The sequence below is a fragment of the uncultured Dechloromonas sp. genome (assembly GCF_945957265.1).
In the GTDB taxonomy this organism is placed as follows: domain Bacteria; phylum Pseudomonadota; class Gammaproteobacteria; order Burkholderiales; family Rhodocyclaceae; genus Azonexus.
In genome coordinates this window covers 1-22,036 of the sequence record NZ_CAMFKO010000037.1, presented here as the reverse complement: position 1 = coordinate 22,036, position 22,036 = coordinate 1, and the positions used below count along the sequence as shown (strand labels likewise).

General features: G+C 65.6%; 23 protein-coding genes. 7 read left to right on the top strand and 16 right to left on the bottom strand.

Annotated features, from left to right (window positions below; all coding sequences use genetic code 11):
• Positions 1-336 precede the first annotated feature (336 nt).
• On the top strand, positions 337-1,284 hold the full coding sequence (paaX, locus tag Q0P59_RS16340; protein WP_295008234.1) for a phenylacetic acid degradation operon negative regulatory protein PaaX: 948 nt from the start codon (positions 337-339) through the stop codon (positions 1,282-1,284).
• An 18-nt stretch (positions 1,285-1,302) separates the two neighbouring features.
• On the opposite strand, the gene paaY is transcribed toward paaX, so the two are convergent.
• Positions 1,303-1,920, bottom strand: coding sequence for a phenylacetic acid degradation protein PaaY (paaY, locus tag Q0P59_RS16335; protein WP_295008232.1), 618 nt, complete (start codon positions 1,918-1,920; stop codon positions 1,303-1,305).
• A gap of 73 nt (positions 1,921-1,993) precedes the next feature.
• Between paaY and Q0P59_RS16330 the strand changes: the two genes are divergently transcribed.
• Entirely contained in the window at positions 1,994-2,794 is an 801-nt protein-coding gene (locus Q0P59_RS16330) for an IclR family transcriptional regulator (protein WP_295008229.1), read from the top strand.
• A 52-nt stretch (positions 2,795-2,846) separates the two neighbouring features.
• On the opposite strand, the gene Q0P59_RS16325 is transcribed toward Q0P59_RS16330, so the two are convergent.
• The 15 genes from Q0P59_RS16325 to paaN all read right to left on the bottom strand — a co-directional run bounded on the left by Q0P59_RS16325 (position 2,847) and on the right by paaN (position 17,239).
• On the bottom strand, positions 2,847-3,206 hold the full coding sequence (locus tag Q0P59_RS16325) for a hypothetical protein (protein WP_295008227.1): 360 nt from the start codon (positions 3,204-3,206) through the stop codon (positions 2,847-2,849).
• 89 nt (positions 3,207-3,295) lie between these two features.
• Positions 3,296-4,075, bottom strand: coding sequence for an enoyl-CoA hydratase/isomerase family protein (locus Q0P59_RS16320; protein ID WP_295008225.1), 780 nt, complete (start codon positions 4,073-4,075; stop codon positions 3,296-3,298).
• Between the two features lie 8 nt (positions 4,076-4,083).
• Positions 4,084-4,857: an enoyl-CoA hydratase gene (locus Q0P59_RS16315; protein ID WP_295008223.1), complete on the bottom strand. Its 774-nt coding sequence runs from the start codon at positions 4,855-4,857 to the stop codon at positions 4,084-4,086.
• A 69-nt stretch (positions 4,858-4,926) separates the two neighbouring features.
• Positions 4,927-6,024, bottom strand: a complete 1,098-nt coding sequence (locus tag Q0P59_RS16310) for a 2Fe-2S iron-sulfur cluster-binding protein (RefSeq protein ID WP_295008221.1) — start codon at positions 6,022-6,024, stop codon at positions 4,927-4,929.
• Between the two features lie 13 nt (positions 6,025-6,037).
• Positions 6,038-6,538 (bottom strand): 1,2-phenylacetyl-CoA epoxidase subunit PaaD, encoded by a 501-nt coding sequence (gene paaD, locus Q0P59_RS16305; protein ID WP_295008219.1) that lies wholly within the window; start codon positions 6,536-6,538, stop codon positions 6,038-6,040.
• 3 nt (positions 6,539-6,541) lie between these two features.
• Positions 6,542-7,324, bottom strand: a complete 783-nt coding sequence (gene paaC, locus Q0P59_RS16300; protein ID WP_295008217.1) for a 1,2-phenylacetyl-CoA epoxidase subunit PaaC — start codon at positions 7,322-7,324, stop codon at positions 6,542-6,544.
• Positions 7,324-7,617 carry a 1,2-phenylacetyl-CoA epoxidase subunit PaaB gene (gene paaB, locus Q0P59_RS16295; protein ID WP_295008215.1) on the bottom strand — a complete coding sequence of 98 codons (294 nt, stop codon included), beginning with the start codon at positions 7,615-7,617 and terminating at the stop codon, positions 7,324-7,326. The genes paaC and paaB overlap by 1 nt, the downstream gene beginning before the upstream one ends.
• The gene (gene paaA / locus Q0P59_RS16290; RefSeq protein ID WP_295008213.1) at positions 7,614-8,627 is read right to left on the bottom strand and encodes a 1,2-phenylacetyl-CoA epoxidase subunit PaaA; all 1,014 of its coding nucleotides are present in this window, start codon (positions 8,625-8,627) and stop codon (positions 7,614-7,616) included. Before paaA ends, paaB begins: the two co-directional genes overlap by 4 nt.
• A gap of 101 nt (positions 8,628-8,728) precedes the next feature.
• Positions 8,729-9,874, bottom strand: coding sequence for an ABC transporter substrate-binding protein (locus Q0P59_RS16285; protein ID WP_295008210.1), 1,146 nt, complete (start codon positions 9,872-9,874; stop codon positions 8,729-8,731).
• Positions 9,875-9,943: 69 nt separating this feature from the next.
• Positions 9,944-11,152 (bottom strand): 3-oxoadipyl-CoA thiolase, encoded by a 1,209-nt coding sequence (pcaF, locus tag Q0P59_RS16280; protein ID WP_295008207.1) that lies wholly within the window; start codon positions 11,150-11,152, stop codon positions 9,944-9,946.
• Between the two features lie 92 nt (positions 11,153-11,244).
• The gene (gene paaK, locus Q0P59_RS16275) at positions 11,245-12,570 is read right to left on the bottom strand and encodes a phenylacetate--CoA ligase PaaK (protein ID WP_295008204.1); all 1,326 of its coding nucleotides are present in this window, start codon (positions 12,568-12,570) and stop codon (positions 11,245-11,247) included.
• An 82-nt stretch (positions 12,571-12,652) separates the two neighbouring features.
• Positions 12,653-13,117, bottom strand: coding sequence for a hydroxyphenylacetyl-CoA thioesterase PaaI (gene paaI / locus Q0P59_RS16270; protein WP_295008201.1), 465 nt, complete (start codon positions 13,115-13,117; stop codon positions 12,653-12,655).
• Positions 13,110-14,642: a 3-hydroxyacyl-CoA dehydrogenase PaaH gene (gene paaH / locus Q0P59_RS16265; RefSeq protein WP_295008199.1), complete on the bottom strand. Its 1,533-nt coding sequence runs from the start codon at positions 14,640-14,642 to the stop codon at positions 13,110-13,112. Before paaH ends, paaI begins: the two co-directional genes overlap by 8 nt.
• 4 nt (positions 14,643-14,646) lie before the next feature.
• The gene (gene paaG, locus Q0P59_RS16260; protein ID WP_295008197.1) at positions 14,647-15,441 is read right to left on the bottom strand and encodes a 2-(1,2-epoxy-1,2-dihydrophenyl)acetyl-CoA isomerase PaaG; all 795 of its coding nucleotides are present in this window, start codon (positions 15,439-15,441) and stop codon (positions 14,647-14,649) included.
• Between the two features lie 130 nt (positions 15,442-15,571).
• Positions 15,572-17,239 (bottom strand): phenylacetic acid degradation protein PaaN, encoded by a 1,668-nt coding sequence (paaN, locus tag Q0P59_RS16255; protein ID WP_295008195.1) that lies wholly within the window; start codon positions 17,237-17,239, stop codon positions 15,572-15,574.
• 375 nt (positions 17,240-17,614) lie between these two features.
• Here paaN and Q0P59_RS16250 point away from each other — a divergent pair, with 375 nt between their 5' ends.
• The 5 genes from Q0P59_RS16250 to Q0P59_RS16230 form a co-directional block, all read left to right on the top strand.
• The gene (locus tag Q0P59_RS16250) at positions 17,615-18,643 is read left to right on the top strand and encodes a hypothetical protein (protein ID WP_295008192.1); all 1,029 of its coding nucleotides are present in this window, start codon (positions 17,615-17,617) and stop codon (positions 18,641-18,643) included.
• A gap of 97 nt (positions 18,644-18,740) precedes the next feature.
• Positions 18,741-19,790: a 2Fe-2S iron-sulfur cluster-binding protein gene (locus tag Q0P59_RS16245; RefSeq protein WP_295008190.1), complete on the top strand. Its 1,050-nt coding sequence runs from the start codon at positions 18,741-18,743 to the stop codon at positions 19,788-19,790.
• Positions 19,791-20,059: 269 nt separating this feature from the next.
• On the top strand, positions 20,060-20,935 hold the full coding sequence (locus Q0P59_RS16240; protein ID WP_295008188.1) for a branched-chain amino acid ABC transporter permease: 876 nt from the start codon (positions 20,060-20,062) through the stop codon (positions 20,933-20,935).
• Between the two features lie 2 nt (positions 20,936-20,937).
• Complete coding sequence (locus tag Q0P59_RS16235; RefSeq protein ID WP_295008186.1) at positions 20,938-21,870, top strand: branched-chain amino acid ABC transporter permease; 933 nt, start codon at positions 20,938-20,940, stop codon at positions 21,868-21,870.
• 2 nt (positions 21,871-21,872) lie between these two features.
• Positions 21,873-22,036: ATP-binding cassette domain-containing protein (locus Q0P59_RS16230; protein WP_366090982.1), on the top strand; the 164-nt coding region annotated here is incomplete at its 3' end.

The window sequence follows — 22,036 nt, the reverse complement described above, 5'->3', positions numbered from 1 at the left end:
CTTGCCAGCCAAAAAGCCGCCAAGAGCGGAAACGAATCTACCACATTTCCCCGCTCCGTCCGGTGCGCCCCTGCCGCAGCGACCTATCGGCGTCCGACACCCGCGGACAACCGAGGCCGGCGACCCCGTTGCAAGCGACCCAGACGCGATACACCAAACAAAACAATCAACAAAATCGTGTATCAACAAATGCAAAAATCTATGGCGAATGCGCGATTTCATCCCCCAACCGGAAGCGGAAAGCGATACGCAACTGCAGTATAATCGCCTCCAATCCGCGCAGGACTCGCCGGGAGTCCATTGCTCGCCCCCTCCGTTTCATCGCCTTCGAACATCGTGAGCTCTCTCGTCCAGCAACGCCTCGACACTTTCCGACAACAGCGCCGGGTGCAAGCCGGTTCGCTGATCATCACCATGTTCGGCGACGCCATCCTGCCGCGCGGCGGGCGGATCTGGCTGGGCAGCCTGATCCGTCTGCTCGAGCCCCTGGAACTGAACGAACGCCTGATCCGCACCTCGGTTTTCCGCCTGGCCAAGGACGAATGGCTGAGAACGGAAACCATCGGCCGGCGCGCCGACTATGTCTTGACGCCATCCGGCCGGCGCCGCTTCGAGGAAGCGTCCCGGCACATCTACGCCGCCCACGCCCCGCTGTGGGACCGCCGCTGGCGCCTGATTCTGGTGGTCGGCGAACTCGACCCGAAGACCCGCGAGCATGTGCGCAACGCGCTGTTCTGGCAGGGCTTTGGCGCGCTCGGCGCCGACTGCTTCGTGCACCCCAGCGCCGAACTGCCGAGCGTGCTCGACGCCCTGATCGCCGAAGGACTGTCCTCCTCGCTGGGCGCCCTGCTGCCGCTGTTCGCCGCCGACTCTCGCTCCGCCCAGTCGGCCAGCGATGCCGACCTCGTCGGGCGCGCCTGGAACCTCAGCGCGCTGGCCGACGACTACAGCCAGTTCGTCGCCACCTACCAGCCCATCGTCGACGAACTCCGGCGCGACCACCTGGCGGCCATCACCGACCAGGAAGCCTTCCTGCTGCGCATCCTGCTCATCCACGATTATCGCCGCCTGCTGCTGCGCGACCCGGAACTGCCCGAAGTGCTGCTCCCCGCCGACTGGCCCGGCCAACAGGCGCGCCTGCTGTGCAAGGAACTCTACAAACGCCTGGAGTTGCCGTCCAACCGACACCTCGACGAGCTGCTCTGCCTTGCCGACGGCAGCGTTCCGGTCGTCGATGTGTCGCTGGCAACCCGCTTTTCGCAATACGACCCGCTCAAGGCCTGAAACTTGGCAAAGCGCGGATCAGCCTTCCCGCTTTTTCAATTCGACCAGCGGAATCACATCCGGCATTTCGATGCGTTTGCGCCCCGCCTCGACCTCGCTCAGCGGGGCCGTTTCGACCATGCTCGCCAGGCAGCGGCGAGTCAGGTCCTGGTAGGTCCGCGTCCCCTCCGTTTTCCAGGCGATTTCCTCGTCGCTCAGGGGCCGGATGACCTTGGCCGGCATCCCCGCCACCAGCGTGCGCGCCGGAATTTCCTGGCCGGCCTTGACGAAGGCCGAAGCCGCCACGATGCTCGCCTCGCCGATCACGGCGTTGTCCATGATCACCGCGTTCATGCCGACCAGGGCGTTGCGGCCGACGCGGCAGCCGTGCAGCACGGCCCCGTGCCCGATGTGGCCGTTCTCCTCGACCACCGTATCGGTGCCGGGAAAACCGTGCATCACGCAGGTGTCCTGCACATTGGCGCCGGCTTCCAGGATCAGGCGCCCGAAATCGCCGCGCAGGCTGGCGCAGGGCCCGACGTAGCAACCGGGGCCGACGATGACGTCGCCGATCAGCACGGCGCTGGGATGGACATAGGCCGTCGGATCAACGACCGGGACGATGCCGTCGATGGCATAGACTCTCAAGGCTGGCATGGGAATACTCTCTTCGGAATTGCTGTGCTGTATTATAGAACCGATTTCAAATAACAGAACTTCAGGAGAAACCATGACCGACGACATCGATGGCAAGCACGGCGTACAGTCGCTGGAAATCGGCATGGGTATCCTGCGCGCCATGGTCAATGGCCAGCGCTCGATGATGCTCAAGGAAATCGCGGCCGCCGCCGACATGCCGGCTTCCAAGGCGCACCGCTACCTGGTCAGCCTGATCCGGGCCGGCCTGGTCGAACAGGACCCGATGTCCTCGCGCTACGACCTCGGCCCCTTTGCCATGAACATCGGGCTGGTCGCCCTCGACCGCCTGGATCGCGTCCGGCTCGGCCTCGCCGCCATCGCCGAGATGCGCGACGAAATCAACCAGACCACCGCCCTCGCCGTGTGGGGCGACAAGGGGCCGGTCATCGTGCGCTGGGAACGGCCGCGCCGCCCGATCACGGTCAATGTCATCACCGGCACCGTGCTCGACCTGCTGTCCTCGGCGACCGGCCGCGTCTTCGCCGCCTGGATGCCGAAAAAGACGGTGGCGCCGATGATCGCCGACGAACTGAAACACGCCAGGCTGGCGCCCGAACTGAGAACCCGGGCGGGGGTCGAGGCCATGCTGGCCGAAGTCCGTTCGCTCGGTTTCGCGGCCACCGGCGGGCAGCACAAGGTTCCCGGCGTCGAGGCCGTGGCCGCCCCGGTCTTCAATTTCAAGAACGAGATCAGCATGGCCGTGCTGGTCGTCGGCGTCCAGGGCATGTTCGACACCAGCCCCGACGGCGAAGTCGTCGGCAGCCTGCGGCGCCATGCCGAAGCCCTGTCGGTGCGCCTGGGCGCGCACGGCGAGCCGAAGATCCCGACCTGAGGCGAAACCCGCCAGGCTGCTCCGACACTACGCCGGCCGGGCGAGCGGCCGCTCAGTCGATAAGGCGATGAAAGGCCTCGTGCACGTCGAAGAACGCGGCGTCGATGTCGCCCGGGGCGGTCCGGCATTGCTTCTTCAACCCCGCGAGGCTGCTCAGCAGCGGCTTGGCGTCGGCGGAACGGATGTTCCCGGCCAAGGTTTCCAGCTGCCCGACCTGGGCGCAGGCATTCCGCGAACGCTCCTTGCCCGGCCGCGCGTGCCAGAGCGGCGCCAGCACGGCATGAAAGGCATCGACATCCGGGGCAAAGGCGTGGTGGTGCGCGTGATGCCCCGGCGGTTCGGCGGCAAAAGCGCCGCCGGAGAGCAGCGCGGCGGCGAACAGGGCGATCGTGAACGAAGATTTGGCGGGCATGGCGGTCCTGGTCAAAGCGGGGAATCCCCGGCGGCGCCGGGGTTGTCGGCCGTCATTCTACCCGCCGGCACGCCCCGGACGGGCCGCGCCTACAGCCAGGCGGGCGGGCGCTTGTCGAGGAAGGCGGCGATGCCATCCTTCGCTTCGTCGGTCGCGCGCTGGCGGGCGATGCGCTGCGCCGTCTCCTCGCTGATGATCTCGTCGATGGGCTGGCCATGCACGGCGGCAATCAGGTCCTTGGCCGCTTTCTGCGCCTGCGGGCCGCCGGCCAGCAAGGCGTCGACAATGCCGGCGAGGCAGGCATCGAGCTCCTCGCGTGGCACCACCTCGCCGACCAGGCCGATGGACAGGGCGCGCTGGGCGCTGATCCGCTCGGCGCTCTGGAAGTAGCGCAGGGCATGGCGCGGGCCGATGGCGCGCAGCACGTAGGGGCTGATCGCCGACGGGATGATGCCGAACTTGACCTCGGAGGTGGAGAAAGCCGCATCGTCGCTGGCCACCGCCATGTCGCAGGCAGCGGTCAGCCCGGTGCCGCCGCCCAGCGCGGCGCCCTGCACGCGGGCGATGGTCGGCTTGCTCATGCCAGCCAGCGTACGCAGCATGCCGGCGAACTTGCGGGCGTCCTCGACGTTCTGCTCATGCGTGAATTGCGAGGCGCGCTTCATCCAGTTGAGGTCGGCGCCGGCCGAGAAGTGCTTGCCGCGGCCGCCGAGGATGACGACGCGGACGCCGGCATCGGCATCCAGCTCCTTGCAGGCGGCGGCCAGTTCGGCGATCAACTGCTCGTCGAAGGCATTGAAGACGGCCGGGCGGTTCATCCAGATGGTGGCGACCTTGCCGGTGCGTTCGATTTCCAGGGTTTCGTACATGGTCGGCCTCAGCGGTTCTTGAACGTCGGCTTGCGCTTCTCGGCGAAGGCGGCCATGCCTTCCTTCTGGTCCTCCAGCGCGAAGGCGGAATGGAAAACGCGGCGCTCGAAGAGCAGGCCTTCGTTGAGGCTGGATTCGAAGGCACGATTGACCGATTCCTTGATCATCATGACCACCGGCAGCGAGAAGCCGGCAATGGTCTGCGCCGCCTTCAGGGTTTCGTCGAGCAGCTGCTCGGCCGGGATGACGCGGGCGACGAGGCCGGATTTCTCGGCCTCGACCGCATCCATCATGCGCCCGGTCAGGCACAGGTCCATGGCCTTGGCCTTGCCGACGGCGCGCGGCAGGCGCTGCGTGCCGCCAGCCCCGGGCAGCGTGCCGAGCTTGATTTCCGGCTGGCCGAACTTGGCGGTGTCGGCGGCATAGATCATGTCGCACATCATCGCCATTTCGCAGCCGCCGCCGAGGGCGAAGCCGGCCACCGCGGCGATCACCGGCTTGCGGGCGGTCTTGATGCGCTCCCAGTTGCGGGTGATGAAGTCCGTCTTGTAGGCGTGCATGTAGTCGAAATTCTTCATGAAGCCGATGTCGGCGCCGGCGGCGAAGGCCTTTTCGTTGCCGGTGATGACGATGCAGCCGATGGCCTCGTCGGCTTCGAAGGCGTCGATGGCGGCGCCGATGCCGTCGACGACATCGTTGTTCAGGGCGTTCATCGCCTCCGGCCGGTTGATGCGGATCAGGCCTACCTTGCCGATGACTTCGCTGAGGACAAGCTGGGACATGGAATTCTCCAAAAAAATGGCCGCCCCCGAGGGGACTAGAGGGCGGCCCAAGTGCAGTGTCGGGTAGGGTCAGCGATCGTCGAAGCTGACCGTCAGGTTCTTGGTGGTGGCGCGCGCCTGGCAGCTGAGGACGTAGCCTTGCTTCATTTCGTCGGCTTCCAGCGTGAAGTTCTTGTCCATCACCACTTCGCCGCACAGCACCTTGGCGCGGCAGGTGCAGCACACGCCGGCCTTACACGAGAAGGGCAGGTCGAGGCCGGCGTCGAGCGCGGCATCGAGGACGTGCTCGTCGGCGCCGATATGCAGCTCGTGCTGCTTGCCGTCAAGCACGATGGTCAGCGCGATATCCTTGGCCGCGGCCTGCTTGCCCGGCGCCGCATCGGTATCGGCCTGGATCTTGGCGGCCTGCGCCGGGCCGGAGGTGAAGCGCTCGGCATGGACGCGGTTTTCCGGCACGCCGGCGGCGAGCAGGGCCTGTTCGGTGGCTTCGATCATCGCCTCGGGACCGCAGACGAACACCTCGTCCATGCTGGCCACCGGCAGGAAGGCGTCGATGATGGCCTGCACCTTGGCGCCGTCGATGCGCCCCTGCAGCAGGTCCACTTCCTGCGCCTGGCGGGACAGGATGTGGATCAGCGTCAGGCGGGCCGGATAGCGGTCCTTGAGGTCCTGCAGGGCTTCGTTGAACATCACGCTGGACATGCGGCGGTTGCCGTAGACCAGCGTGAACTTGGATTCCGGCTGCTCCTCCAGCGTGCTGGCGGCAATCGACAGGATGGGCGTGATGCCCGAACCGGCGGCGAAACCGACGCGGTGGATGGCGCGCGGCTTCCTGACGACGAAGCGACCGTCCGGCGGCATGACGTCGAGCTTGGCGCCGGCCTTCAGGGTCTGTGCCGCCCAGTTGGAGAACAGGCCGCCCTCGACCGGGCGAATGCCGATTTCCAGCTCGCCGGCCTCGGCCAGGCGGCTCTTCGGGCTGCTGATCGAGTAGTTGCGGCGTACGTCCTGGCCATCGACCCTGGCGCGCAGGGTCAGGAACTGGCCGGGCTGGAAGGCGAAGGCATCGCGCGCGGCGGCGGGGATATCGAAGGTGATCGCCACCGAGCCGGCGGCTTCGGGGCTGACGCGCTTGATGGTGAGTTCGTGAAAACGGGGGGCTGACATGTTGTTTGCCTCGCTAGTAAGGCTTGAAGTAGTCGAACGGTTCCTGGCAGTCGAGGCACTTGTACAGCGCCTTGCAGGCCGTCGACCCGAAGTGTGAGGATTCGACCGTGCGGGCCGAGCCGCAACGCGGACAGGGCACGGTCTCGGCTTTGGCCGGTTTGCTGATGAAGCGGACGACGCTGCTGCCGGCGGGCGTCTGGTGCGGCGGCGCGATGCCGTAGGCGCGCAGCTTTTCCTTGCCGGCCTCGCTCATCCAGTCCGTCGTCCAGGCCGGCGCCAGCTGCGTCACCACCCGGGCGGCAATGCCGGCCCGCTGCAAGGTGGCGCGCACGTCGTCCTCGATCTGGCCCATCGCCGGGCAGCCGCTGTAGGTGGGCGTGATGACCACTTCCAGGCCGTCCGTCGCGGCACGGACGTCGCGCAGGATGCCCAGCTCGCGCAGGGAGATGACCGGGATTTCCGGGTCGGTCAGCTCTTCCAGCGCGGCCCAGGCCGCTTCGACGCTGGCGCTCATCGCTTACCAGACACCGTTCGGATGGGCGCGGGCCAGGCTTTGCATTTCGGCGAGCAGGAAGCCGAGATGCTCGGAATGGATGCCCTGCTTGCCCTCGGTGACGTAGCCGCCGACGGTCGGGCGCTTGAGGGTGGCCTCGGCCAGCGCGGCATCGACGATGCCGTTCCAGTCGGCCTGCAGCGCCGCCACATCGACGCCGATGCCGGCCGCGATGGCGGTGGCTTCGGCCGGGCTGGGCATCCAGAATTCCTGGGTATAGGCGAACAGGTGGTCGAGCGCGGCCTGGGCGCGGGCATGCGATTCGTCGGTGCCGTCGCCGAGACGGACCAGCCAGTCGCGCGAATGGCGCAGGTGGTAGCGCACTTCCTTCAGCGACTTGGCGGCGATGGCGGCCAGGTCGGCATTGGCCGACTTTTCCAGGGCTTCCCAGAGCAGCGCCATCAGCGCGCTGTACAGGAAGTTGCGGACGATGGTCGTGGCGTAGTCGAGATCGCTCTGCGCGTAGCCGGACAGCGGGCCATGATGCGGCAGTTCGAGCAGCGTGTAGTTGCGGAACTCGCCGGTGTCGCGGAAGTAGGCCAGCCGGTCCTCGGTGGTGCTGCCGCCCTTGAGCGTGGCGACCAGCTGATAGAGCAGGCGTGCCTGGCCGATCAGGTCAAGGCTGACGTTGGACAGCGCGATATCCTCTTCGAGAATCGGGCCGTGGCCGCACCACTCGGCATTGCGCTGGCCGAGGACCAGGGCATTGTCGGCGAGGTGCAGCAGGTAGTCGGTGGCGGGATTCATCACATGTGCCCCACTTCGTCCGGAATCTCGTAGAAGGTCGGATGGCGGTAGATCTTGTCGGCCGCCGGGTCGAACAGTTCGCCCTTCTCGTCCGGGTTGCTGGCGGTGATCGCTTTCGATTCGACGACCCAGATGCTGACGCCTTCCTGGCGGCGGGTGTAGACGTCGCGGGCCATTTCCAGCGCCTGGGCGGCGTCGGCGGCGTGCAGGCTGCCGCAATGCTTGTGTTCGAGGCCCTGTTTGCTGCGGACGAAGATTTCCCAGAGCGGCCATTCTTTCAGTGCGGTCGTCATGCTGCTTCCTTCACATTTCGTGCTTGTTTCTTCGCGGCGTGGGCCAGCGCAGCGTCGCGCACCCATTGCCCTTCGTTGTGCGCCTTGACGCGGGTGGCCAGGCGCTCCTTGTTGCAGGGACCGTTGCCGTTCACGGTCTCCCAGAATTCGTTCCAGTCGATCTGGCCGTAGTCGTGGTGGCCGCGGGCTTCATTCCACTTGAGATCGGGGTCGGGCAGCGTGACGCCGAGCACCTTGGCCTGCGGCACAGTGGCATCGACAAATTTCTGGCGCAGCTCGTCGTTGGAGACGCGCTTGATACCCCAGCGCATGCCTTGCGCGCTGTTCGGGCTGTCTGCGTCGGGCGGCCCGAACATGGCCAGGCACTTCCACCACCAGCGATCGACGGCGTCCTGCACCATCGCCTTCTGTTCGGCGGTGCCGGTCATCATCACCAGCAGGGCTTCGTAGCCCTGGCGCTGGTGGAAGGACTCTTCCTTGCAGACGCGGACCATGGCGCGGGCGTAGGGACCGTAGGAGCAGCGGCAGAGCGGCACCTGGTTCATGATCGCGGCACCGTCGACCAGCCAGCCGATGACGCCGACGTCGGCCCAGGTCAGGGTCGGGTAATTGAAGATCGAGCTGTACTTGGCGCGGCCGCTGTGCAGGCCTTCCAACATCTGGTCGCGGCTGGTGCCCAGGGTTTCGGCGGCGGAATAGAGGTAGAGGCCGTGGCCGCCCTCGTCCTGCACCTTGGCGATCAGGATGGCCTTGCGCTTGAGGCTGGGGGCGCGCGAGATCCAGTTTCCCTCGGGCAGCATGCCGACGATTTCGCTATGGGCGTGCTGGCTGATCTGGCGCACCAGGGTCTTGCGATAGGCTTCCGGCATCCAGTCCTGCGATTCGATGCGGCCGTCGGCGTCGATGCGGGTGTCGAAAGCGGCCTGCAGGGCGGGGTCTTCGCTGGCGGGAGCCAGTGTCACGTTCTTCGCGCCGGGTGAATCCGGCACATTGAATGACTGGGTATACATGATGTTCTCCGTGGGGTTGGAGGGATTTGCCGGGTTCGGGTCGATGGCGGCCCGAACCCGGCTTGTGCTTTATTTTTGACTACGGGTACTGCGTCAGGCGATTACTGGGCAAGGCTCCAGTCGCCGTTCTTGATTTCCAGCATGCGGAAGGCCGACAGGTCGAGGCCCATGTGGTCGGTGGCCGACATATTGACCACGCCGCCGGTGCCGACGTAGCCCTTGGTGGCTTCGATGGCATCGCGAACCTTGGCCTTGTCGGTGCTGTTCGCACGCTTGATGGCGTCGAGCGCGATCATCAGGCCGTCGTAGGCGTGGCCGCCAAACGTGGACACGTCGGTCTTCCACTTGTCCTGGAAGGCCTTGGTGTAGTCGACCGCGACCTTCTTCTGCGGATCGCTGGCCGGCAGCTTGTCGGCGACCAACAGCGCGGCAGCGGGCAGGCGGACCCCTTCGGCAGCCGGACCGGCGAGCTTGATGAACTCTTCGGAGGCGACGCCGTGGGCGTGGTAGAGCGGCAGGGTGACGCCCAGTTGCTTGTAGTTCTTGGTGGCGATGGCCGGACCCTGGCCGAGGCCGAAGATGAAGACGGCCTGGACACCCGGCGTGGTCTTGATCTTGGTCAGCTGCGGGCTCATGTCGGTATCCTTCGGGCCGTAGGTTTCGCTGGCCACCAGGGTGATGCCGTACTTGGCGGCGACGCCTTCGGTTTCCTTCTTGCCGGACTGGCCGAAGCCGGAGGTTTCCGAGAGCAGGGCGACCTTGCTGATGCCGCGCTTCTTCATGTCCTCGAAGACCTTTTCAGCTGCCATGCGATCGGTGTGCGGGGTCTTGAAGACGAACTTCTTGACCGGATCGACGATGACCACCGCCCCGGCCAGCGAGATGAACGGCACGCCGGCCTTTTCCACCAGCGGCACCATCGACATGGTGGCCCCCGTGGTGGTGCCGCCGACCATGATGTCGACCTTGTCGTCGTCGATCAGGCGCTTGGCGAAGCCGTTGGCCTTGTTGGCGTCGCTGCCGTCGTCGTAATGGACGAGCTGCAGCTGACGGCCGATGATGCCGCCCTTCTTGTTGATCTCCTCGACATACTGCTGCAGGGTTTTCAGCTCGGGGTCGCCGAGAAAGGCAGCCGGGCCGGTAACGGACAGCACCGAACCGACCTTGATCGGATCGGCCGCGAAAGCGCCGAATGCAGCCATGGTCAGGGCAGCGCCGGCCACCAGTTTTTTCATCGTCTTCTTCATGCGGTTTGTCTCCTTTGTTAAGATATTAGCGTTCCTGATTATGGAACGTATTCCGGAAAAAGCAATAGATCACACACCCTCGATGACCATGGCGATGCCCTGCCCCACCCCGATGCACATGGTGCACAGGGCGTAGCGGCCGCCACGGCGCCTGAGTTCGTAGGCGGCGGTGGTAACCAGCCGGGCGCCGCTCATGCCGAGCGGGTGGCCGAGCGCGATGGCGCCGCCGTTGGGATTCACATGCGCCGCGTCGTCGGCCAGGCCGAGATCGCGCAACACCGCCAGCGCCTGTGCGGCGAAGGCTTCGTTCAGTTCGATGACATCCATGTCGGCCAGGCTCAGGCCGGTCTGGGCCAACACCTTGCGCACCGCCGGGGCCGGGCCGAAACCCATGATGCGCGGCGCGACGCCGGCCGTCGCCATGCCGACGACGCGGGCCAGCGGCTGCAGGCCGTACTTGCCGGCGGCGGCTTCCGAGGCCAGCAGCAGGGCGCAGGCGCCGTCGTTGACGCCGGAGGCGTTGCCGGCGGTGACGCTGAGTTCGGGGCCGTTCACACCCTTCAGCTTGGCCAGCTGCTCGAGCGTGGTTTCCGGACGCGGGTGCTCGTCGGTATCGACGACCTTGGCCTCGCCCTTCTTCTGCGGAATGACCACCGGTACCAGTTCGTCGGCAAAGCGGCCGGCGGCATGGGCGGCGCCCCAGCGCTGCTGGGAGCGGACGGCGAAGGCATCCTGGTCGGCGCGGTTGATGTCGAAGTCGGCGGCGACGTTGTCGGCCGTCTGCGGCATCGAATGCGTTTCGTACAGCTTCTTCATCAGCGGGTTGATGAAACGCCAGCCGATGGTCGTGTCGAAGATCGCCGCCTGGCGGGAGAAGGCCGATTCCGCCTTGCCCATCACGAACGGGGCGCGCGACATGCTTTCGACGCCGCCGGCAATCATCAGGGCGGTTTCGCCGGACTTGATCGAGCGGGCGGCGAGGCCGACCGCATCCATGCCGGAGCCGCACAGGCGGTTGACGGTGGTGCCCGGCACGTCGATGGGCAGGCCGGCGAGCAGGCCGGACATGCGGGCGACGTTGCGGTTGTCCTCGCCGGCCTGGTTGGCGTTGCCGTAGATGATGTCGTCGACGGCCGTCCAGTCCACCTGCGGGTTGCGCTCCATCAGCGCCTTGAGCGGGATGGCGCCGAGATCGTCGGGGCGAACGCCGGCCAGGGCGCCGCCGTAGCGGCCGATCGGGGTGCGAATGGCATCGCAAATGAAAGCGTTGCTAGTCATTGGTCATTAGTCCTTCGTTGTTAGTTGAAGAGCGGCTAGTCGTCAGTTGGCAAGGCTTTGGCCTTTGCCAATGACTAACGACCAGCAACTAACTACTGCTGTTTGGGTCGTTCATCCAGCACGCGCTTGGCCTTGCCGACCTGGGTGCGCGGAATGGCGTCGAAATCCATCACGGTGACCTTGGTGGACACGCCGATGTTGGTCTTGATGCGGTGCTGCAGCTCCTTGCCGATCTGCTGGATGTCGCTCGTCGCCAGCTTGCCGGACAGCTCGCGCTGGATTTCGCAGCACACCTCGAGGTTGTCCATGTGGCCGTCGCGGGTGACGACGACCTGGTAGTTGCCGGCCAGGCGATGGTCACGCAGGATCATTTCCTCGATCTGGGTCGGGAAGACGTTGACGCCGCGGATGATCAGCATGTCGTCGGAACGGCCGGTGATCTTGCCGATGCGGCGGAAGGAACGGGCGGTCGGCGGCAGCAGGCGGGTCAGGTCGCGGGTGCGGTAGCGGATGACCGGGAATGCTTCCTTGGTCAGCGAGGTGAACACCAGTTCGCCCTCCTCGCCGTCGGGCAGCACTTCACCGGTTTCCGGGTCGATGATTTCCGGATAGAAATGGTCTTCCCAGATCACCGGGCCATCCTTGGTCTCGATGCACTCGTTGGCGACGCCCGGGCCCATGACTTCGGTCAGGCCGTAGATGTCGATGGCGTCGATGCCGAGCTTCTTCTCGATTTCGTGGCGCATGCCTTCGCCCCACGGCTCGGCGCCGAAGATGCCGACCTTCAGCGAGATGTCCTCGGGGGCGATGCCCTGCCGCTCGAACTCCTCGGCGATGACCAGCGAGTACGACGGGGTGACCATGATGGCGTCGGGCCTGAAGTCCATGATCTGCTGGACCTGCTTTTCGGTCTGGCCGCCGGACATCGGCACCGCGATGCAGCCGGCGCGCTCGATGCCGTAGTGGGCGCCGAGGCCGCCGGTGAACATGCCGTAGCCGTAGGCGTTATGCACCATGTCGCCGGGACGGACGCCGGCGGCGCGCAGCGAACGGGCAACGACGTTGGCCCAGTTGTCGAGGTCGTTCTTGGTGTAGCCGACCACCACGGGCTTGCCGGTGGTGCCGGATGAGGCGTGCAGGCGGGCCAGCTTGTTGCGCGGCACGGCGAACAGGCCGAACGGGTAGTGGTCGCGCAGGTCGAGCTTGGTCATGAAGGGGAACTTGCCCAGATCGGACAGCGTCTTCAGGTCGTCCGGATGCACGCCCTTGGCTTCGCACTTGGCGCGGTACGGCGCGACATTGTCGTAGGTGTGGCGCACCGACCACTTCAGGCGTTCGAGTTGCAGGGCGGCGATTTCGTCGCGGCTGGCGGTTTCGATCGGCTCGAGATCGCCGGGCATGGGCTTCTTGACGGTCATGCTGGTCTCCTTTGTTAGTGGTTAGTTGCTCGTTATTGGTCATTGGTCGCTAGCGGTTTGGCTAACAACCAACGACTAGCAACTAATTACTGTCTTCCAGTCCGGCGATCACTTCGCCGTTGATACGATAGCTCTTGCCCCGGAACAGGGCGATGGTCTTGCCGCCGGCGGTGCGCACCGTGATGTCGTAGACGCCGGTGCGGCCCGAGGCGGATTGTTCGACGGCTTCCGCTTCCAGCGTCTCGCCTTCCTTGGCCGGGGCCAGGAAGTCGATGTGGCAGGCCGAGGCGACGGTGTTCCTGTTGTAGCTGTTGCAGGCGTAGGCAAACGCCGTGTCGGCCAGGCTGAAGATCATGCCGCCATGGCAGATGTGATGGCCGTTCACCATGTCGGAACGCACGGCCATGGTGAGCAGCGAGGCGCCCGGCTGGACGCGGACGATCCGGATGCCCAGGGCCTGGGCCGCGCGGTCGCGCGAGAACATCGCCTCGGCGGTCGCTTCGGCCAGCGCCTGCGCTTCGGCCGGCGAGGGTTTGTGTTCAGTCATGAATATTCCTTCCGGCAAAGACGGCGCGCTGGATCAGCGGCGAAATGCGGTAGCGGTCCTCGCCGTAGCTGGCGCCGAGGTTGGCCAGCACGTCGCGGATGGCGGCGACGCCGACCCGGTCGGCCCAGGCCAGCGGCCCCTGCGGATAATTGACGCCGAGGCGCATCGCCTGGTCGGCGCCCTTCTCGGTGCAGACGCCCTGGTTGACGGCATCGGCCGCCTCGTTGGCAAGCATGGCGACGGTGCGCATGACGGCCAGCCCGGGCACGTCGAGAAAACGCGACACGGCGAAGCCGGCCGCCTGCAGCAGGCCGACGGCGGCCGACATGGCGGCGGGGTCGCACTGCTCGGCCACGGCGACGGCCAGGCGCGTGGCCTTGGCGTAGTCGAGCGCGAGGTCGATCAGCACCGTGTTGGCGACGCCGCTGTCGCTGGCTCGCTGCGTGGCGCTGCGGCCATCGGTGATGTAGAGCACGGCCCGGCCGATCTCGAGGAGACGGCCGTCGGAGGCCAGCGCCCGCCCGAAGGACAGGCCGCTGTGCTGCAGGCGCTCGACCATGGCTTCGGCGATATCGCACTCGCCATACACCGTGATCTTGCCGGCCGGGGTTTGCGCCGCCTCGGTCTGCGCCGCCGGTTTTTCGGCACCTTCGCGGTAGTCGTAGAAACCGCGGCCGGTCTTCTTGCCGTAGAAACCGGCATCAACCAGCTCCTGCTGGATCAGCGAGGGCAGGAAGCGCTGGTCGTTGTAGAAGGCGCGCCACACCGAGTTGGTCACGGCGAAATTGACGTCGTGGCCGATCATGTCCATCAGCTCGAACGGCCCCATGCGGAAGCCGCCGGCCTCGCGGCAGCAGGCGTCGATGGTGGCGTAGTCGGCGGCGCCTTCCTGGGCGATGCGCAGGGCCTCGGCGTAGTACGGCCGGGCGACGCGATTGACGATGAAACCGGGCGTCGACTTGGCATGCACCGCCGTCTTGCCCCAGGCGTTGGCCGTGGCGAACAGCGTGTCGGCCACGGACTTGGCGGTGGCCAGGCCGGAGACGATCTCGACCAGCACCATCAGCGGCGCCGGGTTGAAGAAGTGCAGGCCGGCCAGCCGCTCGGGACGCTGCAGCGCAGCGCCGATGGCGGTGACCGAGATCGACGAGGTGTTGGTGCCGAAGATGCAATCGGGGCCGACGATGGCCTCGAGATCGGCGTACAGCTTCTGCTTGGCTTCGAGGCTCTCGACGATGGCTTCGACGACCAGCGCGGCATCGGCCAGGTCGGCCAGCTGGTCGACGGCGAGCAGGCGCTGGCCGGCGGCCTGGGCGGCCTCGGGGCTCAGCTTGCCCTTATCGGCCAGCCTGGCGAACTGGCTGCGGATGCCATCGACGGCCTTGGCGGCGGCGCCCGGCCGGTTGTCGAGCAGCTTGACAACGTGGCCGGCCTGGGCGGCAACCTGGGCGATGCCGGCGCCCATGGCGCCGGTGCCGACCACCGCGATGACGGCCTGTTGGGGTAGGGGTGTGTTGTGGCTCACGCGTTCACTCTCCGGTGAAATTCGGCGCACGCTTTTCCATGAAGGCCTGGACGCCCTCGGCGTAATCCGGGCTCCAGCCCAGTTCGCGCATGAAGCTGCCTTCGAAGGAAAGCTGCTGCTCCAGGGTATGGCCCGGCGCGGCATGCATGGCCTGGCGGGTACGGACCAGCGCCTTGGTCGGCAGGATGGAGAGTTGCTTGGCCAGGGCATCGATGCGGGCAGCGAACTCGGCATCCGCCACGCATTCCCAGATCAGCCCCCAGGCGGCGGCCTTCTCGGCCGGCAGCTTGTCGGCGAGCAGGGCCAGGCCCATGGCGCGGGCCATGCCGACGCGCTGCGGCAGGAACCAGGTGCCGCCGGTATCCGGGATCAGGCCGATCTTGGAGAAGGCCTGCAGGAAGGAGGCGGACTGGGTGGCGACCACCAGGTCGCAGGCCAGCGCCACCGAGGCGCCGGCGCCGGCGGCGATGCCGTTGACCGCGGCGATGGTCGGCACGCGCAGGTTCTGCAGGCGCATGACCAGCGGTTTGTAGTTGCGTTCGACGACGTTGCCGATGTCCGGCATCTTGCCGTCGATCTTGGCCATGTCCGGGTCGGCCAGGTCCTGCCCGGCGCAGAAGGCGCGCCCGGCGCCGGTGAGCACCAGCACGCGGATGGCGTGGTCGCTCTGGACGCGATCCAGCGCGGTGCGCAGTTCGGCATGCATCTCGCCGGTGAAGCTGTTCAGCTTGTCCGGCCGGTTCAGGGTCAGGCGGGCGATGCCGGCCTCGACGGTGAAGCTAATGGTTTGAAAGTTCATTCAGTTCTCCAAAACGCGTGCAGAAATCGGTGCGGGCCCGTTCAGGCCGGCCCGAGAAGCACAGTCGTACGCGAATACGGCGAGCATCGCAAGGCTGGCGTGGGCGGGCACAGTAGCTTCATGCAGGCGTTTAGATGTGGTAGCGGCGCTGGACGACGACGAAGCGGTTGGCGACGAAGGCGGCATCGGCGTAGGAGGCGTTGGCCGCCGGGTTGCCGCCGGTGCCGTGGTAGTCGGAGTACGCCGCCGACTGGTTCACGAACACGCCGCCGGTCAGGTTGATCGACAGCGCGACCTTGGAGCGCATGGTGGCGGCGGTCATGGCGTCGATGACTTCCGGTTTGGTCGAGTAGATGCCGGCGGTCAGCGCGCCATGCGTGGACACGATGCGCTCGGACAGGGCGATGGCGGCGGCGGTGTCGGCGACCTTGACGATGAAGCTGATCGGGCCGAAACGCTCTTCCATGTAGGCATGCTCGTCGGCGGCATCGCAGGCGAGGAGGACCGGGGTGCGCACGGTGGCTTTCGGGAATTCCGGGTTTTCCAGCTTGCTCGAGGCCAGCACGACCTTGCCCAGCGTGCCGCTGTCGGCCATCTCGATGCGCTTCAGGGTATCGGCCGACTGCACGGCGCCGAGCACGGCGTGGGCGACTTCCGGCTTGGACAGGAAGCCGGAAACGGCCTTGGCCAGGTCGGCGCAGACGTCGTCGTAGGATTTGTGGCCGTCCTCGGTATCGATGCCGCCGGCCGGCACGAACAGGGCCTGCGAGGTGGTGCACATCTGGCCGGAATACAGCGACAGGGTGAAGGCCAGGTTGCGCAGCATCGGCTTGTAGGCGTCGGTGGAGTCGATGACGATGTTGTTGACGCCGGCCAGCTCGGCATAGACGCGGGCCTGGCGGCAGTTGTCGACCAGCCACTGGCCGAAGACGTTGCCGCCGGTGAAGTCGATGGACTTGACCGCCGGATGGGTGACCAGCTTCTGCGTCGTGGCGCGGTCGGCGGCGACGCACAGGGTGACCAGGTTGGGGTCGATGCCGTTCTCGGCGAGCACGGCGCGGATGGTGCGCACGGTGATGGCGGCCGGCAGGATGGCGTTGCTGTGCGGCTTGACGATCACGGCGTTGCCGGTGGACAGCGCGGCGAACAGGCCGGGGTAGGTGTTCCAGGTCGGGAAAGTGCCGCAGCCGACGACGACGCCGACGCCCTGGCCGAGCAGTTCGAAGTGCTTCTTCATGACCAGCGGCGGGTTCTTGCCCTGCGGCTTGTCCCATACCGTTTCGCTCGGCACGAAGCGCATTTCGCGGTAGGCATAGGCCAGCGTTTCGAGGCCGCGATCCTGGGCGTGCGGCGCGCCGGCCTGGAAGGCCATCATCCAGCCCTGGCCGGTGGTCATCATGACCGAATGGGCCAGCTCGAAGCTCTGCTTGTTCAGGCGGTCGAGGATTTCCAGGCAGATGCCGGTGCGGCCGTCGGCGCCGGCCTTCTGCCAGCCGACCATGGCCTGCCGGCCGGCGGCGATCAGCGCCTCGTGGTCGCACACCGGGTACTGCACGGCCATGTCGATGCCGTACGGCGACTGCTCGCCGCCCGCCCAACCCTTCTGCCCCGGCTGGTCGAGCACGAACTGCTTACCCAGGTGCGCCTCGAAGGCCTTCTTGCCGTCGTCGGCCGCCGTTTCGCCGTAGGTCTTCGGGCTCGGCATCTCGTTATAGGCCGACCAGTAGCCGCGGGTGGCGATGGCGTTCAGGGCGCCATCCAGCGTGGCACGGTGTTTCTCGAGCAGGGGGTGGGACATCGGTATCTCCTTGATGAAGCTTGTTCTTGAACGTAGGCGCGAGCAGATGGCGCCAACCCAAACACACGATACGAACTATCTTCTAAGAAGTCAATTGAAAGTATCGTAAAAAACAACGCGATTTGCAATTCTATTTTGCAGAATAAGTTTCCAACAACAAAAAATAGTCTTTTTAATCAACAAAATTTTTTGATCACAAAAGTCATTGATCTTTTGAGTTTCAAAATCCAGAATTGGTTCCCTGAAAATTATTTTGCGATTTGATACAAAATTTGTTGACTCAAGCCATCGTTACGTATCATTATTCACCTCACGCCACCCGGACACCGGGTTGGCTTATCGAACCGATGACGAAGCACCTATAAGGAGTGAGACATGGCAAGCAACAAGGAACGTTTTGCAGACAAGATGGAATTCCCGCCGGCTACCCCGCAGCCGAACATCTACCCGCTGTCCTGGAACAGCAAGACCAAGAAGCTGCAGGAAGTCTGGGAAGCCTCGCTGCGCGAGAACTGGGATCCGGAAAAGCTGCCCTGGGACACCCTCGACGTCGATAGCTACACCTGGGAAGAGCGCGAATCCATCGCCTACTGGTGGAGCCTGCTGTCGGTGTTCGACGCTTCCGCCCCCCCGGTCTTCGCCGAAGCCCTGATCAAGACCTATGAAGTGCACGAGGAAGACCCGGTCCGCAAGTGCTTCTTCTCCGTCACCCGCGACGAGCAGAACCACGAAATCATGTGCGGCCTGGCCATCACCAAGCTGCTCGGCCACCCGGACCCGCTGACCTACACGCCGAAGACCGAACTCGGCAAGCGCCTGCAGAAGAACGTGCAGTGGCTGTATTTCAACGGCGGCCGCTACTGGACCGGTTACAAGCAGGCCGTGCCCAAGTACGACCTGGCCGTGCTGTTCAGCTCCTTCCTGATGGGCGAGATCGCTGCCGCCACCATCTTCAAGCAGATGTACGAGAACTCCCGCGAAGCCGTCTTCAAGGAAGGCTTCAAGAACATCGGCCGCGACGAAGGCCGCCACATGGCGATCTGCATGGCCGTCATGGAACGCGACTACCCGGGCCTCGACGAATCGACCAAGTCGGTCGTCACCAAGCAGATCCGCGCCGGCTACCTGTTCCTGTCCGCCGTGCTGTTCGAGCCGCCGATGGAGTTCTGGGACCTGCCGTCCGACTTCATCGCCACCCAGCGCGAGGCCGAGGAAGTGGCCCGCGGCGCCGGCTTCGGCATCCCGACCTACGAGGCCAAGCTGCAGAACTGGAAGAATGCGATGATCAACCTGAAGGGTGTGCTCGACCGCTACAACATCCCGTTCCCGGCGATTCCGGAAGTCGGCATCACCGGCCAGGAAGTCTCCGAGATCGACATGGAAGACATCATCCCGGTGTTCTAAGCCGCAAAAACCAGACGCTTTGCTCCGGCCGGCGCCCCGAAAAAGGGCGTCGGCCTTGCCGCAACAGAGACACACATACTTACAAGAGGAAGACGAAATGGCTCGCATCATCATGCAACCCTCCGGCAAGTCGGTCGATTGCGCCTACGGCGACACCGTGCTGATGGCCCTGGAAAAGGCCGGCTACGCGCTGCCCAACAACTGTCGCGCCGGCGCCTGCGGCGAATGCAAGGTCAAGGTCACCACCGGCCAGTTCGACCAGGGCATGGTCCTCGACATGGCCTTGTCGCAGGAAGAGCGCAAGCAGGGCTACGGCCTGATGTGCATGGCCAAGCCGATTTCCGAGGAACTCACCATCGAGTGGGGCACCGAGGATGCCAAGCCCAAACTCTTCCCGCCGCGCGAGGATGCGCTGTTCGTGGTCACCGACAAGAAGCAGATCGCCGCCCGCGTCGTCGAGCTGCGCCTGCGCCCGGTCGGCCAGCCGATCCGCTACTGGCCCGGCCAGTACGTCACCGTCGGCAACCCGCGCGCCGACATCCCGGCCCGCGCCTATTCGATTTCCAACGCCCCGCGTCCGGACGGCGAGCTGGTGCTCCAGGTCGCCCGCGCCGACGGCGGCGTGACCAGCAACTGGATCCACGACCAGCTGGCCATCGGCGAGAGCGTCAAGATTTCCGGCGCCTACGGCACCTTCATCGGCGACCCGTCGGTCGACACGCCGGTGCTGTGCATCGCCGCCGGCACCGGCCTGGCGCCCGTGCTGGCGCTGGCCGAAGCGGCCCTGCGCCGCGGTTTCCGCAAGCCGGTGACGATGCTCTTCTCGGCGCGCACCAAGGAAGACGTCTACAGCCTGGGCATGATGGCCTGGTGGCGCACCAAGCACCGCAGCTTCGACTACAAGATCACGCTCACCCGCGAACAGCACGAAGGCTTCCTCAACGGCCGCATCGACACGGTGCTGCCGCAGCTTTTCCCCGACCTGTCGAAGCACACCATCTTCGCCGCCGGCAGCCCGGAATTCGTCGATGCCTGCGTCGCCGCCGCCAAGAGACAGGGCGCCAAGGACGAGCTGATCCATACCGAAGGCTTCTTCGCCCAGCAACAGCCGGTGGTCGCCGATGCCGACCACCTGTTGCCGGGCTGAGCGGTGCGCCCCGGGGCTTTCGCGATGAGCGGACGGGTGCCTGCCCGCCGCCACCTCGAGGCCAGCCCGCGACTTGACTCACTAACATCGTAGTGATTTAATCGATCGCATAATTAGCAAAACAACCAGCAGACCGGGCCCCAACACAGAAAACCCGGCGCATGGAAGATGAACAGAATAATCACAGGAGAAGACATGAAATCCGCAATCATGAATTCCGGCCTGCAGCCCCCAACGGTTGTCCCGGCCACCACAACGGAGGGCGTGTGATGCTTGCCCAGTTCCTCCAATTCCTCTTTTCCGGGATCACGGTCGGCGCCACCTACGCACTGGCGGCGCTCGGCTTCACGCTGATCTACAACGCCAGCAACGTGATCAACTTCGCCCAGGGCGAATTCATCATGCTCGGCGGCATGCTCGCCGTGTATTTCACGCAGGCCGGCCTGCCGCTGCCGGTCGCGCTGCTGCTCGCCATCCTGATCCCGGCCGTCGTCGGCGTGCTGGTCGAAAAGCTGGCCATCGAGCCGGTCAAGGGCGCCGAAACGGTGACCCTGATCATCATCACCATCGGCGCCTCGCTGGTCATCCGCGGCCTGGTCCAGGTCTGGCTCGGCAAGAACACCTTCAGCCTGCCCGCCTTTTCCGGCGACGAGCCGATCCAGATTCTCGGCGCCACGCTGTTGCCGCAGAGCCTGTGGGTTCTCGGCGTCACCGCTGTGGTCGTCGTCGCACTGTGGTATTTCTTCAACCGCACGCTGCAGGGCAAGGCCATGCTGGCCACCTCGTACAACCGGCTGGCCGCCGAACTGGTCGGCATCAACACCAGCTGGGTGCTGTTCATGAGCTTCGCCATGTCGGCGGCGCTCGGCGCGCTGGGCGGCATCCTGGTCACCCCGATCACCCTGACCTCCTACGATGTCGGCATCATGCTCGGCCTCAAGGGCTTTGTCGCGGCGGTCGTCGGCGGCCTGGGCAACGGCCTCGGCGCCGTGCTCGGCGGCCTGCTCGTCGGCATCCTGGAAGCGATGGGCGCCGGCTACATTTCGTCGAGCTACAAGGACGCGATTCCCTTCGTGCTGATCCTGTTCATTCTCTTCTTCATGCCGCGCGGCCTGTTCGGCGGCAAATCGACGGATCGGGTGTAAGCATGAAAAAGAACGTCTATTTCGGCCTCTACCTGGTGGTGGCGATCCTCGCCATCCTCCCCTTCGTGGTCCCCAACAGCTTCTACCTCGACCTGGTCATCCGCATGGCGATCAATGCCGTGATCGTGCTCGGCCTCAACCTGCTGATCGGCTTCGCCGGCCAGATCAGCCTCGGCCACGCCGGTTTCCTCGGCATCGGCGCCTACGCCTCGGCCGTGCTGCCGACGCACTTCGGCTGGCATCCGCTGCTCGCCATGGGGGCCGGCGCCGCGGCCACGGGCATCCTCGCCGCCCTGGTCGCCCGCCCGATCTTCAAGCTCAAGGGCCACTACCTGGCGATGGCCACCCTCGGCCTCGGCATCATCATCAACATCGCGCTGCGCAACGAGGCGCAATGGACCGGCGGGCCGGACGGCATGCCGGTGCCGGCGATGGGCCTGTTCGGCTTCGAGCTGAGCAACGACAAGCAGTGGTACTGGGTCGTCGCGCTGCTGCTGTCGGTATCGGTGTGGGCCTCGCTGAACCTGATCGACTCGCCCTTCGGCCGCGCCCTGCGCGCGCTGCACGGGTCGGAAGTCGCCTCGCAGGTGGTCGGCGTCGATGTCGTGCGCTACAAGGTGGCGATCTTCGTGCTGTCCGCCGTCTTCGCCAGCCTGATGGGCAGCGTCACGGCGCACTACGTCGGTTTCGTCAGCCCCAACTTCGCCGATTTCTTCCACTCCATCGAGCTGGTGACCATGGTGGTCATCGGCGGCATGGCCTCGGTGTACGGCTCGCTGGTCGGCGCCGTGCTGCTGACGGCGCTGCCGCAGGCGCTGGCCACCTTCGAAGGCTGGGAAACCGTCGTCTTCGGCAGCATCCTGATGGGTTGCATGATCTTCCTGCCCAAGGGCCTCGTGCCGACGCTGGCCGCCAAGTTCGGAAAGGGGGAGTGATCATGAGCATGCTCGAAGTCAAGGACCTGTCCATCCATTTCGGCGGCGTCAAGGCCGTCCAGAACGTCAGCTTCAACATCGACTCCGGTATCGTCTATTCGGTGATCGGTCCCAACGGCGCCGGCAAGACGACGCTGTTCAACCTGATCACGGGGGTCTATAAGCC